This window comes from Pseudomonas farris (assembly GCF_019145235.1).
GTDB classification, from domain to species: domain Bacteria; phylum Pseudomonadota; class Gammaproteobacteria; order Pseudomonadales; family Pseudomonadaceae; genus Aquipseudomonas; species Aquipseudomonas farris.
This window is the reverse complement of sequence record NZ_JAHSTV010000003.1, coordinates 374,167-389,527: the sequence shown is the minus strand read 5'-3', so window position 1 is coordinate 389,527 and position 15,361 is coordinate 374,167. Positions and strand designations below refer to the sequence as shown.

Sequence of the window (15,361 nt, the reverse complement as noted above, 5' to 3'; positions counted from 1 at the left end):
AACTTGTCCTCTAGATCTCAGGGGACTGATCTGGCGCCATCGCGGGCAAGCCCGCTCCCACAGTGATCGCACCGCACACAAAACTTATGCACACCACTGAACCTGTGGGAGCGGGCTTGCTCGCGAAAGGGTCGAAGACCCGATTCAGGCAGCGCTAGAGATATCTTTGGGCAAACGCTGGTCAATCACCTGATGCAGCGCACTGCTCTCAGGCCAGTTACGCATGAATCGCGCCCGATCCCGCGCGTACGCCGGGGCAAAGCTACTGATCGAGCCATGCTGACACATCGAATCCAGGTCGATCAGCGCCCAGCGATCCTGCTGCCAGAACAGGTTATGACCCTTGAAATCGCCATGGCTGATCCGCTCGCGAATCAGCTCGGCGAACAGGTGATCCAGAGCCTGCAACTCAGCTTCCGGTGCTTCGCCGCTTTCCACGTACGGCGCAAATCGCTCGATGATGTCCGGCCCCGGCAAATACTCGGTCACCAGGTATGCCCGGCTGCGCAGCCAGAGAAAACGCTTCTCCAGTAATGCCAGTGGCTTGGGCGTGGCAATACCCAGGAACGCCAGACGATTGCCTTCTCGCCATGAGTGCCAGGCGCGGCTCGGGCGCCAGAAACGTTTGAGCCAGTGGGAAAAACCTTTGATGTTGTAGCGTTTAACCACCAATGTGCGCCCAGCCACTTCGACCTTGCCGACGCTCGCCGCGCCGCCGGTCTTGTACAGATGGCCTTGATCGAGCAAGGCATCGGCCTGCTCCAGCACCGGCAACATCGCCGCCTCTTCCTCACGGCGAATCGCCCGCAAGCCGAACGCTCCGCGCTGGACGCTGAATAGCGTGCATTCGCGGCCGACCTTGATCAGGAAATCCTTCAAACGCCAGCGACGGACCTTGTCGATCTGCTTCTGCAACGCTTCCATGGGCAAGGCATGCTCGCCGTTTCCCAGCAGGTAATACACCAGCAGTTCTTCGGTGAAGGGTTCCAGCGATTTGGGCAACTGGGCGAAAAACACCCCGAGGTTTTCCAGGACTTTCTGCTGCGACAGTGGCTTGCCAGCCGTCTCGGCACAGATTCCGGCGCCATCGATCAAATACAACTGACCGCCATGGCGCAACAGGTTGTCCAGGTGCAAGTCTTCCTGCCACAAGCCCTTGCTGTGCAGATGACCGATCGCGCCCAAGGCCTCGGCCAGCACCGCTGATTGTTCATCCGCCAACACGGGCAAGTGTTCGACCTGTTTCCAGGCGTCTCCCAGGCTCTCGGCACCTTCAAGGAAATCGAACAACAACCAGCCGCCTTCGCCGTCCTTCAGGCCATCAGCCAATAACAATGGCGTAGTCAGCCCCTGAGTGGCGAGCAAACGCACGCCGTCCAGTTCACGCTGAAAGTGCCGCGCTGCTTTACCGCCGACCAGCAACTTGGCCAACACCGGCCGGCCGCGCCAGACTCCGGCACCAACGTAACGCTGGCCTGGCAGCACTCGCAGCAGACTTAGCAGTTGTAACTCCGCAGGCCCCGCAGCATCGGCCAGTGGAATGTTCAGCGGCAGGCTTGGGCTGCGGCCGGCGTGTTTCAGTTCGGACAAACGCATCAACGCGCCTCCTTGTGACTGCGCCGCGCACTCAGGCGCGATACCCAACTGTCCACCAACGAACTGCTCAATGGTTGATCCAGATAAACCGCCAACAACTCGCGCAGCTGACTTTCGCTCCATTCCGGCGCCCGACGCAGCAACGGTTCCAGGTCTTTGACCCGATCACGTTGGCCGAACAACAGCGGACGGGTTTTTTCCAGATCGATCAACTGAGCCTGATAGCCGTCACCGGTGGCCCGCAGAAAAATATGCTTGGGATAAAAGCAACCGTGGAGTTGACGCACCTCGTGCAGGCGTCGCGCCAGTTGCCCACAGGCTTTCAGAATCGCCGAGTGCTGCGCCGCGCTCAGGTCCGACCAGCGCTGCAACAGCGAATCCAGGTCATCCCAACCGTCCAGCGCGCGGGTCAGCAGAATCGCCCGGACTTCGCCATCGACTTTGCGCTCACCGAAAAATGCCGCCTGCAGCGCCGGAACACCCAATTTCTGATAACGACTGATGTTGCGAAATTCACGGGCAAAACTTGGCTCGCCAAAGGGTGAATGCCATGTGCGCGTCAAGTAGTTGCTCTGGCGCTTGAGGTAGTAGCCATGACCTTCCAGTTCCAGCCGAAACACACTGCTCCAGCCCTCACCGGCGGTATTGGGTTCATCCACCGCCTCGAGCTGTTTGGCCCAGAGCGCGTCGAAGGTGCCGAGGCCATGACGCTCAAGCAGCGCACGGTCTTCAGCAGCCAGAAAATCAGTCATTCGCGTCCCTCAAAAAATCTCACCACGTGCCGAATCCGTTTCTTGTCGGCGGCATTGAGCCGGGTGCATTGGCGGTATTGCATGTAAAAGCGCAGACGCTGGGTGGCCGACAGGTGATATTTGGCCACTTTGTCCAGACAAGCCAGGTCTTTGGTGATCCGGTATTTGAGCCAGAAGCCACGCCAGAAATCACCGTTGGGGCAGTCGATCAGAAACAACCGGGGCTCATCGTCGATCAGCAGGTTGCGCCACTTCAAATCGTTATGGGTAAAACGATGGTCGTGCATGGTCCGGGTATAGCCCGCCAGCTGTCGACTGATGTTGTCGACCCAGGCGCGATCCGCCAGCTTCGGATCATGTCGACCAGCCAAAGCCGACAAGTCTTCGGTATTGGGCAGCTCGCGCGTGATCATAGCCCCACGATCGTATGCCGCGCCGCGCCGCTCCAACCCCCAGGCCACTACTTCGGCGGTAGGAATGCCCCACTTGGCAAAACGCTTGAGGTTCTGCCATTCGGCTTTCACCCGCGGCTTGCCCAAGTAACGGCGCAGGCCTTTGCCAGCGCCGACGTAACGCTTGACGTAATAATTGACGCCACTGCGCTGGACGCGAATGACCTCGGACAATGGATCGCGGGTCAGTCGCTCACCCTCGAGCGCGAACACCGCGTCAAGACTGCCGAAGTCTTCTGCCAGATTGCTGTAAGCAGGTTCCAGTGTCCAACCCGACATCAGAGCGCATCCCCGTATCGCTGTTTACGCTCGTAGAGCTTGTTGGCCTTGCCTTCGAGCCATGCCAAAAGCCCCGCTTCTTCAGCCAGAATCTGGCGCAGGGGCTGTTGGAAGTACCCCTTGAGGAAACGCAGTTTGTCGCGACGGGTCAGGCCAATGTCGAGCGCCGAAAAATACAGCGCTGCCAGGTCCTTGTTGCGCCAGCGTTGGGTAATCGTCGGACGGGTCTGAGCACGGTGCAGATCGATCACCGACAGCTTGAAGTCGTCGGCTGTCACCGGTTTGTCGGTGTGCAGCAGGAAGTGGCAGATGTAGCAGTCGCGGTGGTTGACCCCGGCGCGGTGCATCATGCCGGTCATGCGCGCGACTTCGGCGATCAAGGCGCGCTTGAGCTTTGGCTCGGGCGGCTGCTTGACCCAGTCGATGCTGAAATCTTCGAGGCTGACGGTGGGCGCCAGCTCTTCAGTGACGATGAACGAATGCTGGTCCGCCGGGTTGCTGCCCTTTTCGCCGTAAGCGACGGCGGTCATGGTCGGCACCCCGACTTCTTGCAGGCGCTGAATGGCCTCCCACTCCTGGCCCGCGCCAAGCACCGGCAGCTTGGCGGTCAGCAGATTCTTGAAGATCTCGCCCCAGCCGATGCCACGGTGGATTTTCACGAAGAACCCATGGCCGTCCACTTCGGTACGCAGTGTCCGGCGCGCTTCAAGCTCGCGGTACACCTCGCCCTTGAGACCCTCGACTTCGGCGAACGGGTCGCGTCCGGCCCAGAGGCTCTTGAACGGTTCAGCCAGCATCAACTTCATTAAGCGTGCTCCGCCAGAATCACATCGGCCGCGTGTTGCGGCATGCTGTAGAGGTCGGCCGTCTCGGCGAAAGCCAGACCGTTGCGGCTCCAGGCCGCCCGTGAATTTGCGTCGTTCAACATGCCGGTCAGGTACTGCGTCAGTTGCGCCTGATCGAAGGGTTCGTCCAGCACCAGACCGGCGTCGGCCTCGGCGATGTAATGGGCATAGCCGCACACCGCGCTCACCAGCACTGGCAAGCCGGCCACCACGGCTTCAAGCAGCACCGTCCCGGTATTTTCGTTATACGCCGGGTGGATCAACAGATCGGCACCGAGCAGGAAACGCGGGATATCGCTGCGCCCCTTGAGGAACTGCACGTTGTCGCCGAGCCCCAATGTGGCGCTCTGCAACTGGAATACTTTGGGGTCGTCCTGGCCAATTACAAATAGCCGGGTGCGCTTTTTCAGCTCGGCGGGCAAGGCGGCCAGTGCCTTGAGGCTGCGGTCCACGCCTTTGGTCTTGAACCCGGAGCCGATCTGCACCAGCAGCAGTTCATCATCTTTCAGGTTGAATTCGCGACGAAACTCGGCACGGATCTGGGCGGCATTGGCCGGTGCGCGACGGTCCTGAGAGATACCCGGCGGCAGTAAATGGAAGCGTGCAAGCGGCGTGTCGTAATGCTTGATGAACAGCGGCTGCTGTACTTCGGAAATCATCAGCACTTCGGTCTTGGCATCCTTGGCGAACACCGCGCGCTCGTACTCGGCGAAGTGCCGGTAGCGGCCCCAGCGACGGTACAGCGAGTTGCGCAGGTTCTGCGCCTTGTCTTCGAAGCAGCCGTCGGCGGCGTAGTAAACGTCCAGACCCGGCATCTTGTTGAAACCGATCAGGCGGTCCACCGGACGCTTGGCCAGATCGGCCTCCATCCACTCGGTGAGCTTCTCGTTGCGCCGATGATTGAAGAACGCCTTGACCGGTGCCACCAGCACTTCGAAACCCGGCGGAACATCGCCTTCCCAGATAAGCGTGTAGACGCGAATCTGATGGCCGCGCTGCTGACATTCCTGGGCGATGCGCATGAAATCGCGCTGCAAGCCACCAAACGGAAAATATTTGTACAGGACAAATGCCAATTGCATCAGCGCAGCTCCTCAGCCAGTAACAACGTGCTCAGTCGGCTCGCGACACGCTCGGGATTCAGACGCGTGAAGCACAGGGGCCACTCGCGTTTCAGGTCGAACCGACGGGCATCGTCGGCCGTCGGTTGATAGGTGCATTTCTTTTGCAGGCACGGCGCGCAGGGAAAGTCACTGGCCATGTGAATCTGCGACTTGCCGTACGCGCCGGTCAGGCCCGGGTTGGTCGGGCCGAACAGCGACAGGGTCGGCACATCCAGCGCCGCAGCGAGGTGACCGAGACCGGTGTCCACCGCCACGCAGGCTTGCGCTCCGGCCAGGACTTTGCCGACACCCGCCAGGTTCAGCTTGGGCAGCACTTCGACGTGCTTCATGTCTTTGGCGATGCGCTCGGCGCGGGCCTTTTCGACCGGATTACCCCACGGCAGCTTCACCGCCACGCCGAGGTAACCCACCCGCTCGGCCAGCTCGCGCCAATAGGCTTCGGGCCAGTGCTTGGTGTCCCAGGTGGTGCCATGGAGAAACACCACGTACGGATTCTTGCGCGGCAACTCCACCAGTCGCTCGACGTTCAGACCATAGTCGCCCAGGCCTTTGGGCAGGTCGTAACCCAGGGCCACCGCGAACAGCTGACGCACGCGCTCTACCGCGTGCTGCCCACGGGCCACGGCCAGACGTCGGGAATAGAAACGCGCGGCGATCGGTTCGCGGGCCGAGTTCTTGTCCAGCCCGGCCACCGGGGCTTTGGCGTAGCGAGTCAGCAACGCGCTTTTCAGCAGGCCCTGGGCATCGATCACCAAGTCGTATTTGGTCGCGCGAATGCTTTGTTTGAAGCGCTTCCACTCGCCACTCTTGATGGTCTGCCAGATGTTCTTGCGCCAGCGACGGATCGCCACCGGAATCACCTTGCCCACGGCCGGGTGCCAGGTCGGAATCTCGGCGAAGCCTTCTTCCACCACCCAGTCGAACGTGATGCCGGGGATCGCCCGCGCTGCGTCGGTCAACGCTGGCAACGCGTGAATCACGTCGCCCAGCGAAGAAGTCTTGATCAACAGTACCCGCAAACTATTTGACCTCGACCACAGTGCCCAGCAACCGCTGCAAGGCTTCGTTCACTGCCTTCGGCATGAGCTGGCGCAAGCAATTGTAATGACCGAAACGGCAGGTGCGATCGAAGCACGGACTGCATTCGATGCCCAGGCGTACGATTTCGACGTGCTCGGCCAATGGTGGCGTGAAACCCGGCGACGTCGAGCCGTATACCGCCACCAATGGGCGGTTCAGCGCGGCGGCCACGTGCATCAGGCCGGAGTCGTTGGAGACCACCGCATCAGCGCAGGACAGCAGATCGATGGCCTCGGCCAGAGAAGTGTCGCCACTGAGGTTCACCGACTCTTCACGCAGACCGGGAATCAGTCGCGCGCGAATGTCTTCGCCGACCGCATGATCGTTTTTCGAGCCGAACAGCCAGACCTGCCAGCCTTCACGGATCTTCGCTTCGGCGACCTTCGCGTAGTGCTCGGACGGCCAGCGCTTGGACTCGCCGAACTCGGCGCCGGGGCACAGCGCCAACACTGGACGGTCGAGGGCCAGACTGAATTTGGCCAGTGCGCCGTCGCGGGTCACCGGGTCGATCTGCAGGCTCGGCCGCGGATACGGCTTCGGCAACTCGACGCCGGGCTCAAAGGCCAGGGCCATGAAGCGCTCGATCATCAGCGGGTAACGTTCTTTGTCGAGCGTGCGCACGTCATTGAGCAGGCCGTAGCGGAATTCGCCACGCCAGCCGGTGCGTTTCGGGATACCGGCGAAAAACGGTACCAGTGCCGACTTCAGGGAATTGGGCAGCAGGATGGCCTGGTCGTACTGACCGACCAGGGATTTACCGATGCGCCGACGCGTCGCCAGCTCCAGCACGCCATGGCCGAGCGGGAAGCTCAAGGCCTGGCGTACTTCGGGCATGCGCTCGAGGATTGGCCGGCTCCACTCGGGGGCCAGCACGTCGATTTCGCATTGCGGGTGGCGTTGTTTGAGACACTGAAAAAGTGTCTGCGCCATCACCATGTCACCGACCCAACTGGGCCCAACGATCAGAATTTTCATGTGGTTTCCAAAAACGAGCCGGGGAGGCATACGCCTCCCCGCCTCGAGAATCCAGCACCTTCGGGGTGAACCGTCAGGTCATTTGGACGAGCCGATTGGGGCTCGTCGGATCAATTTTGTGCGCATCCATGCGATACAGCTTAGCTGCCTCAATCTACCAGACACTGCAGATCTACTGTGGGAGCGGGCTTGCTCGCGAAGGGGCCGTCACATTCAATATCAGTAGTGACTGACACTCCGCCTTCGCGAGCAAGCCCGCTCCCACATTGGGTATCAGGTGTTGCAAATATCCAGTTTCAGCTTAACCCCAGCTCGCGCCAGATCCGCATTACCTGCAGTCGTTCATCCACAAACTGGTCGCCCGGTATCACGCCGGCGTCCTTCTGCAAGGCCTCCCGGTGAGCGGCGGAGCGATAGGCCTTATAGGCCTCACGCAACAGGCTGGCGTCTTCGGCGGGCATCAGCCCGACCTCCTCCAACCCTTCCAGAATGCGGATATTGTCGGTATAGCGCAGTAACGACGGATGCGCCTCAGACCATGCCAGAGCCGCGTATTGCACCATAAATTCAATATCGACGATACCTCCGGCGTCCTGCTTGAGATCGAACGGCGCCGTGGCCTCGAAGGCATTTGCCGCCGTGCCCGCCGCCGTGCTCTTGCTGCCGAGATTATCGCGCATCTTGGCGCGCATCTCGCTGACCTCCTGGCGCAAGGTCGGCAGGTCCCGCGGCTTGGCCAATATCGCCGCGCGAACCTTCTCGAATGCCTGGCCGACATCCTGACTGCCCACCAGCACCCGCGCCCGCACCAGCGCCTGGTGCTCCCAGGTCCAGGCTTCGTTTTCCTGATACCGGGCAAATGCCCCCAGGGAACTCACCAGCAAACCGGAGGCACCGGACGGCCGCAGGCGCATGTCCACTTCATACAGCTGGCCGGAGTTGGTCTGCGCCGTCAGCAAATGAATGATGCGCTGCCCGAGCCGGGTAAAAAACTGTGCGCCATCGATAGGCTTCGGCCCGTCGGTTTCGGCCTGCGGATCGCCGTCGTGGATGAACACCAGATCCAGGTCCGAACTGTGCCCCAACTCCAGACCGCCGACTTTCCCGTAACCGACAATGATGAAACCAGGGTCGCACAAGCTGCCGTCGGTGCGCAGCGGCGTACCGTACTTGGCCACAGTCTGGCGCCAGGCCAGGGCCAGCACTTGCTCGAGGATCGCTTCGGCGAGCCAGGTCAAATAATCACTGACCTTCATCAAGGGCAGGCTGCCGGCGATTTCCGAGGCGGCGACGCGCAAGCGGTGCGCCAGTTTGAAATGCCGCAGGGCTTCCATTTGTTGTTCGAGGTCGTCTTCGGGAATCCGCGTCAAACGCTCGCGCAACTCGGCCGCCAGTTCTGGCGCCAGCGGCGGCTTGAACAACCGGCCTTCGTTAAGCAATTCGTCGAGCAGCAGCGGGAAGCGCGTGATCTGTTCGGCAATCCATGGGCTCGCGGCGCACAGTGTCAGCAAGCGGCGCAGGGCGCCGGGGTTCTCGGTCAATAACACCAGATAGGCGGAACGACGCGCCACGGCTTCCACCAGTGGCAGTACTCGCTCCAACACCAGATCGGGATTGGCATGCTCCACAGCCTGAGCCAGCAAACGCGGAATAAAAGCATCGAGGCGTTCACGCCCCAGGCGCTGCATGGCGCGCAATTGCGGACTGCCGCGCAGGCTGGCCAAGGCTTTCAGCGCCTTGGAGGCATCGGCGAAACCCCCTTCTTCCAGCTGACGGCACGCGGCTTCCTCGTCCTGCGCTTCTTCCCACAGCGGCAACCATTCCCCGCCGACCACCACTTCGCTCTCGGCGCCGGCCTCTTCATCGGGATCGGCGATCACCTGAGCAAAGTGCCAGGCCACCCGGCCACGCCAATACATCAGCTGCTCGTGGAATGCCGTCCAGTTGGCAAACCCGAGCATAAAGGCAATGCGTGCCTGATCCTGCTCACCATCCGGCAACATCTGGGTCTGGCGATCGGCAATCGCCTGAATCGCGTGTTCGGTGTAACGCAGAAATTCGTAGGCTTCACGCAATTCGCCGACCACCGCCGCCGGCAGGTAACCCTGACCTTCGAGGGTGCTCAGTACTTTTAATAGAGGACGCTGTTGCAGGCTCAGGTCGCGGCCACCGTGAATCAGCTGGAAGGCCTGGGCGATAAATTCGACTTCACGAATGCCGCCCGAGCCCAACTTGATGTTGTCGGCCATGCCCTTGCGCCGGACTTCCTGCTGGATCAGCTGCTTCATGGTGCGCAGCGCTTCGATGGCCGAGAAGTCCAGATAACGCCGGTAAACGAACGGGCGCAGCATCTCTTGCAGTTGCGCGCCCGCCACTTGATCGCCGGCCACCACGCGCGACTTGATCATCGCGTAGCGTTCCCAGTCGCGGCCCTGATCCTGGTAATACTGCTCCAGTGCATTGAAGCTCAGCACCAGCGCACCGGACGAACCGTAAGGCCGCAAGCGCATGTCGACGCGGAACACGAAACCGTCGACGGTCATCGGGTCCAGCGCTTTGATCAGCCGCTGGCCGAGGCGAATGAAAAACTCCTGGTTATCCAGCGACCGCTTCACACCGACGGTTTCGCCGCCCTCGGGGTAGGCGAAGATCAAGTCGATGTCAGACGACAGATTCAGCTCCACGGCGCCGAGCTTGCCCATGCCGAGGATGACCATCTGCTGCGGCTCGCCGCTACGTCGCCCGGTGGGCGTGCCAAACTGCTGGCAATGGCGCTGATACAACCACTGATAGGCCTGATCGATGCTGGCATCGGCCATGTCCGAGAGGTCGCGACAGGTCTGGATTAAATCAGCCTGGCGAGTCAGATCGCGCCAGATAATCCGCACTTGCTGGCGTGTGCGCTGGCGACGCAAGGCGCGACCAAGTTGGTCGTCGGTTTCAGCGGTACTCACCGCCGTCGCAATCTGTGCGCACAACTCGCCCGGCGCAAAAAAACGGTCCAGCTCGCCGGATTGCACCAGCTCCAGCAACATCAAAGGGTCACGCACACTCTGTTCAATGACAAAGTCGCTGGCCGCGGTGACACGGGCAAATTGCGCCCAACGCTCAGGCGTCCAGGCGGACAAGCCATGATCATCGGCAAGCACCGCGACGGCCGTACGGAACGACTGCTCGGCACGGGTGACAAAGGGCAGGAGTACGCTGGGCAGTTCGGCAAGCGAAGGGAGGCTCATGGTCTATCCTTGATCGGCGTGTGAAGGGCTGCATGTAGTGATTCGTGAAAATACGCTACCTGACCGACTGTCGAACAAAGGTTAGAAATAGCTGGAATTTGTTTATTTTTGGCAGCGATCATCAAGCCTTCACCTTTTTTGGTTGGCAAAAGACCAACCTTAACGATTATTCTCACAACGCAGCCGGAGGCCACAAGCCAATCTTCTGTAGTTTTACTACTCGTCTATACATTCGAAAGGCTGAAATGCCCGATGATTTGTAGTAAAACTACACGCCGCCGGAACATACCTCTCGGCAATCCAAGAATTTATATCGTCTGCCCACAAGGCCAGTCGCAAACTCAGGCAACCGATTCTGGAAGCCTTTCCGCCCTGGAGCAAGCCATGCAAGACCTCGATCCCGTCGAAACCCAGGAATGGCTGGACGCCCTGGAATCGGTTCTCGACAAAGAAGGCGAAGACCGTGCTCACTATCTGATGACCCGTATGGGCGAACTCGCGACCCGTAGCGGCTCGCAGCTCCCTTACGCCATCACCACGCCTTACCGCAACACGATCCCCGTTACCCACGAAGCACGCATGCCTGGCGACCTGTTCATGGAACGCCGCATTCGCTCGTTGGTACGCTGGAACGCGATGGCCATGGTAATGCGTACGAACCTGAAAGATTCTGACCTGGGTGGTCACATCTCCAGCTTCGCTTCCAGTGCGACCCTGTATGACATCGGCTTCAACTACTTCTTCCAGGCCCCGACCGACGAGCACGGTGGCGACCTGATCTACTTCCAGGGCCACACCTCGCCAGGCGTTTACGCCCGCGCGTTCATGGAAGGCCGCATCACCGAAGACCAGATGAACAACTTCCGTCAGGAAGTGGACGGTCAGGGCCTGTCGTCCTACCCGCACCCATGGCTGATGCCTGATTTCTGGCAGTTCCCGACTGTATCCATGGGTCTGGGCCCGATCCAGGCGATCTACCAGGCACGCTTCATGAAGTACCTGGAAGCCCGTGGTTTCATCCCGGAAGGCAAGCAAAAAGTCTGGTGTTTCCTGGGCGACGGCGAGTGCGACGAACCAGAATCCCTGGGCGCCATCTCGCTGGCTGGCCGCGAGAAGCTGGACAACCTGATCTTTGTCATTAACTGCAACCTGCAGCGCCTTGATGGCCCGGTTCGCGGCAATGGCAAGATTATCCAGGAACTCGAAGGCGTGTTCCGTGGTGCTCAGTGGAACGTGACCAAAGTCATCTGGGGCCGTTTCTGGGACCCACTGCTGGCCAAAGACGTCGACGGTATCTTGCAACGTCGCATGGACGAAGTCATCGACGGCGAGTACCAGAACTACAAAGCCAAAGACGGCGCGTTCGTGCGTGAACACTTCTTCAACTCGCCAGAACTCAAGGCGATGGTTGCTGATCTGTCCGACGACGAGATCTGGAAACTTAACCGTGGCGGCCACGACCCGTACAAGGTCTACGCGGCGTACCACGAAGCGGTCAACCACAAAGAACAACCGACCGTCATCCTGGCCAAAACCATCAAAGGTTATGGCACCGGTGCCGGCGAAGCGAAAAACACTGCGCACAACACCAAGAAAGTCGATGTCGACAGCCTGAAGTTGTTCCGTGATCGCTTCGACATTCCGGTCAAAGACGAAGAGCTGGAAAATCTGCCGTTCTTCAAGCCAGAGCCAAACAGCGCCGAAGCCCGCTACCTGAGCGAGCGCCGCACTGCACTGGGCGGTTTCGTGCCACAGCGCCGCGCGCAAAGCTTCAGCGTTCCGACTCCATCGCTGGATACCCTCAAGGCTATCCTCGACGGTTCGGGCGACCGTGAAATTTCCACCACCATGGCCTTCGTGCGGATCCTCGCGCAACTGGTCAAGGACAAGGAAATCGGTCCACGCATCGTTCCGATCATCCCGGACGAAGCCCGTACCTTCGGTATGGAAGGCATGTTCCGTCAGTTGGGCATCTACTCGTCCGTCGGCCAGCTCTACGAGCCAGTCGATAAAGACCAGGTGATGTTTTACAAAGAAGACAAGAAGGGCCAGATCCTCGAAGAAGGCATCAACGAAGCGGGCGCCATGAGCTCCTTCATTGCCGCCGGTACTTCGTACTCCAGCCACAATCAGCCAATGCTGCCGTTCTACATCTTCTACTCGATGTTCGGCTTCCAGCGTATCGGCGACCTGGCCTGGGCCGCTGGCGACAGCCGCACCCGTGGTTTCCTGATCGGCGGCACCGCTGGCCGGACCACGCTGAACGGCGAAGGCCTGCAACACGAAGACGGTCACAGCCACATCCTGGCTGCCACCATCCCGAACTGCCGCACCTTTGATCCAACCTACGGCTACGAGCTGGCGGTGATCATCCAGGACGGCATGAAGAAGATGACCGAAGAGCAGCAGGACGTTTTCTACTACATCACCGTGATGAACGAGTCCTACCAGCAACCCGCCATGCCGGCCGGTGTAGAGGAAGGCATCATCAAGGGCATGTATCTGCTCGAGGAAGACACCCGCGAAGCGGCGCACCACGTTCAGCTGATGGGCTCCGGCACCATCCTGCGTGAAGTCCGTGAAGCGGCGAAGATTCTGCGTGAACAGTTCAACGTCGGCGCTGACGTGTGGAGCGTTACCAGCTTCAACGAACTGCGTCGCGATGGCCTGGCCGTCGAGCGCAGCAACCGTCTGCACCCGGGCCAGAAGCCTAAACTGAGCTACGTCGAAGAGTGTCTGAACGGCCGTAAAGGTCCGGTCATCGCGTCTACCGACTACATGAAGCTGTTCGCTGAGCAAATTCGTCAGTGGGTCCCGTCCAAGGAATTCAAAGTCCTGGGCACCGATGGTTTCGGCCGCAGTGACAGCCGCAAGAAGCTGCGTCACTTCTTCGAAGTCGATCGTCATTTCGTGGTGTTGGCAGCCCTGGAAGCTTTGGCTGACCGTGGCGATATCGAACCTAAGGTGGTGTCTGAAGCCATCGCCAAGTTCGGTATCAACCCGGAAAAACGCAACCCACTGGACTGCTGAGGAGACACTCTGTGAGCGAACTCATTCGCGTACCTGACATCGGCAGCGGTGAAGGTGAAGTAATTGAACTGTTTGTGAAGGTCGGCGACCGTATCGAAGCCGACCAGAGCATCCTGACACTTGAGTCGGACAAGGCGAGCATGGAAGTGCCTGCGCCGAAGGCCGGTATCATCAAGAGCCTGAAAGTGAAGCTGGGCGATCGCCTGAAAGAAGGCGACGAACTGCTGGAGCTGGAAGTCGAAGGTGCCGCTGCTGCGGCCCCTGCACCGTCGCCTGCGGCTGCCGCTGCGCCAGCTGCCAAGGCTGAAGCTGCACCTGCTGCCGCGAAAGCGCCAGCCGCTCCTGCTGCCGCGCCTGCTGCTGCCAGTGTTCAGCAAGTACACGTGCCGGACATCGGTTCGTCGGGCAAGGCCCAGATCATCGAGATCCAGGTCAAGGTCGGCGACACCGTCGCGGCTGATCAGTCGCTGATCACCCTGGAATCCGACAAGGCGAGCATGGAAATCCCATCGCCTGCCGCTGGCGTGGTCAAGGCCATCAGCGTCAAGCTCAATGACGAAGTCGGCACCGGCGACCTGATTCTGGATCTGGAAGTGGCGGGTGCCGCTGCACCGGCCGCGGCCGCGCCAGCCCAGGCTGCTGCGCCTGCTGCCGCTGCTCCGGCGCCAGCCGCTGCGGCTCCGGCGGCTCCGGTTGCCGACACCGTTCAGGACATTCACGTCCCGGACATCGGTTCGGCGGGCAAGGCCAAGATCATCGAAGTGCTGGTCAAGGCTGGCGATACCGTCACCGCCGACCAGTCGCTGATCACCCTGGAATCCGACAAGGCGAGCATGGAAATTCCATCGCCTGCCGCTGGCGTGGTGGAAAGCGTTTCCGTCAAGCTGGATGACGAAGTCGGTACCGGCGACCTGATCCTGAAGCTGAAAGTCAAAGGCGCGGCGCCTGCTGCGGCTCCGGCTCCAGCCGCTGCTGCACCTAGCGCGCCTGCTCCAGCCGCCGCAGCACCTGCTGCTCCGGCACCTGCCGCACCTGCTGCTGCACCGGCCAAGCCTGGCGCCAAGGTTCACGCAGGCCCTGCGGTGCGCCAACTGGCCCGCGAATTCGGCGTCGAGCTGAGCGCGGTCAGCCCTAGCGGTCCGCACGGTCGTGTGCTGAAAGAAGACGTGCAGGTTTACGTCAAAGCCATGATGCAGAAGGCCAAGGAAGCACCGGCCGCTGGCGGCGCAACCGGCGGCGCGGGCATCCCGCCGATTCCGGTCGTGGACTTCAGCCGCTTCGGCGAAACCGAAGAAGTACCGATGACTCGCCTGATGCAAATCGGCGCGTCGAGCCTGCATCGCAGCTGGCTGAACATTCCTCACGTGACTCAGTTCGATTCGGCTGATATCACCGAGCTGGAAGCGTTCCGTATCGCTCAGAAAGCCGTTGCAGAGAAGGCCGGCGTCAAGCTGACCATCCTGCCGCTGCTGCTCAAATCCTGCGCGCACCTGCTCAAGGAACTGCCGGACTTCAACAGTTCGCTGGCGCCAAGCGGCAAGGCGATCATCCGCAAGAAGTACGTGAACATCGGCTTCGCGGTCGACACCCCTGAAGGCCTGCTGGTACCGGTCATCAAGAACGTCGACCAGAAGAGCCTGTTGCAACTGGCAGCCGAAGCCGCTGCGCTGGCTGCCAAAGCCCGCGACAAAAAGCTCACCGCTGACGACATGCAAGGCGCCTGCTTCACCATTTCCAGCCTCGGCCACATTGGCGGCACCGGCTTCACGCCGATCGTCAACGCGCCGGAAGTGGCGATCCTCGGTGTTTCCAAGGCAACCATCCAGCCAGTCTGGGACGGCAAAGCCTTCCAGCCGAAACTGATGCTGCCGCTGTCGCTGTCCTACGATCACCGTGTGATCAACGGCGCCGCTGCTGCACGCTTCACCAAGCGTCTGAGCGACCTGCTGGCGGACATCCGCACCATCCTGCTGTAACACCGGCCGGCCCTCC

At 60.6% G+C, this 15,361-nt stretch carries 10 protein-coding genes; 2 read left to right on the top strand and 8 right to left on the bottom strand.

Features of this window, described 5'->3' with window-relative positions; translation table 11 throughout:
- Positions 1-144: 144 nt before the first annotated feature.
- The 8 genes from KVG95_RS08000 to glnE all read right to left on the bottom strand — a co-directional run bounded on the left by KVG95_RS08000 (position 145) and on the right by glnE (position 10,339).
- The gene (locus KVG95_RS08000) at positions 145-1,596 is read right to left on the bottom strand and encodes a lipopolysaccharide kinase InaA family protein (RefSeq protein WP_217855491.1); all 1,452 of its coding nucleotides are present in this window, start codon (positions 1,594-1,596) and stop codon (positions 145-147) included.
- Positions 1,596-2,348: a lipopolysaccharide kinase InaA family protein gene (locus tag KVG95_RS07995; RefSeq protein WP_217855489.1), complete on the bottom strand. Its 753-nt coding sequence runs from the start codon at positions 2,346-2,348 to the stop codon at positions 1,596-1,598. Before KVG95_RS07995 ends, KVG95_RS08000 begins: the two co-directional genes overlap by 1 nt.
- A complete protein-coding gene (locus KVG95_RS07990; RefSeq protein ID WP_217855487.1) occupies positions 2,345-3,079 on the bottom strand; it encodes a lipopolysaccharide kinase InaA family protein in 735 nt (244 codons plus the stop codon). Before KVG95_RS07990 ends, KVG95_RS07995 begins: the two co-directional genes overlap by 4 nt.
- Positions 3,079-3,885, bottom strand: a complete 807-nt coding sequence (gene rfaP / locus KVG95_RS07985) for a lipopolysaccharide core heptose(I) kinase RfaP (protein ID WP_052965123.1) — start codon at positions 3,883-3,885, stop codon at positions 3,079-3,081. Before rfaP ends, KVG95_RS07990 begins: the two co-directional genes overlap by 1 nt.
- Positions 3,885-5,006: a glycosyltransferase family 4 protein gene (locus tag KVG95_RS07980; protein ID WP_217855485.1), complete on the bottom strand. Its 1,122-nt coding sequence runs from the start codon at positions 5,004-5,006 to the stop codon at positions 3,885-3,887. The genes rfaP and KVG95_RS07980 overlap by 1 nt, the downstream gene beginning before the upstream one ends.
- Positions 5,006-6,067: a lipopolysaccharide heptosyltransferase I gene (gene waaC, locus KVG95_RS07975; protein WP_052965121.1), complete on the bottom strand. Its 1,062-nt coding sequence runs from the start codon at positions 6,065-6,067 to the stop codon at positions 5,006-5,008. Before waaC ends, KVG95_RS07980 begins: the two co-directional genes overlap by 1 nt.
- Position 6,068: 1 nt before the next feature.
- Positions 6,069-7,103, bottom strand: a complete 1,035-nt coding sequence (gene waaF / locus KVG95_RS07970; protein WP_201061386.1) for a lipopolysaccharide heptosyltransferase II — start codon at positions 7,101-7,103, stop codon at positions 6,069-6,071.
- A 296-nt stretch (positions 7,104-7,399) separates the two neighbouring features.
- Positions 7,400-10,339, bottom strand: coding sequence for a bifunctional [glutamate--ammonia ligase]-adenylyl-L-tyrosine phosphorylase/[glutamate--ammonia-ligase] adenylyltransferase (gene glnE, locus KVG95_RS07965; protein ID WP_217855483.1), 2,940 nt, complete (start codon positions 10,337-10,339; stop codon positions 7,400-7,402).
- Between the two features lie 384 nt (positions 10,340-10,723).
- Between glnE and aceE the strand changes: the two genes are divergently transcribed.
- Both aceE and aceF read left to right on the top strand, forming a co-directional pair.
- Entirely contained in the window at positions 10,724-13,369 is a 2,646-nt protein-coding gene (gene aceE, locus KVG95_RS07960; protein WP_123358735.1) for a pyruvate dehydrogenase (acetyl-transferring), homodimeric type, read from the top strand.
- Positions 13,370-13,380: 11 nt separating this feature from the next.
- Positions 13,381-15,345, top strand: a complete 1,965-nt coding sequence (gene aceF / locus KVG95_RS07955) for a dihydrolipoyllysine-residue acetyltransferase (RefSeq protein ID WP_217855482.1) — start codon at positions 13,381-13,383, stop codon at positions 15,343-15,345.
- Positions 15,346-15,361 lie beyond the last annotated feature (16 nt).

Coding starts and splice junctions, on each gene's coding strand:
- aceE (WP_123358735.1), top strand. CDS start 10,724: ATGCAAGACCTCGATCCCGTCGAAACCCAGGAATGGCTGGACGCCCTG.
- KVG95_RS08000 (WP_217855491.1), bottom strand. CDS start 1,596: ATGCGTTTGTCCGAACTGAAACACGCCGGCCGCAGCCCAAGCCTGCCG.
- rfaP (WP_052965123.1), bottom strand. CDS start 3,885: ATGAAGTTGATGCTGGCTGAACCGTTCAAGAGCCTCTGGGCCGGACGC.
- KVG95_RS07980 (WP_217855485.1), bottom strand. CDS start 5,006: ATGCAATTGGCATTTGTCCTGTACAAATATTTTCCGTTTGGTGGCTTG.
- KVG95_RS07990 (WP_217855487.1), bottom strand. CDS start 3,079: ATGTCGGGTTGGACACTGGAACCTGCTTACAGCAATCTGGCAGAAGAC.
- waaF (WP_201061386.1), bottom strand. CDS start 7,103: ATGAAAATTCTGATCGTTGGGCCCAGTTGGGTCGGTGACATGGTGATG.
- glnE (WP_217855483.1), bottom strand. CDS start 10,339: ATGAGCCTCCCTTCGCTTGCCGAACTGCCCAGCGTACTCCTGCCCTTT.
- KVG95_RS07995 (WP_217855489.1), bottom strand. CDS start 2,348: ATGACTGATTTTCTGGCTGCTGAAGACCGTGCGCTGCTTGAGCGTCAT.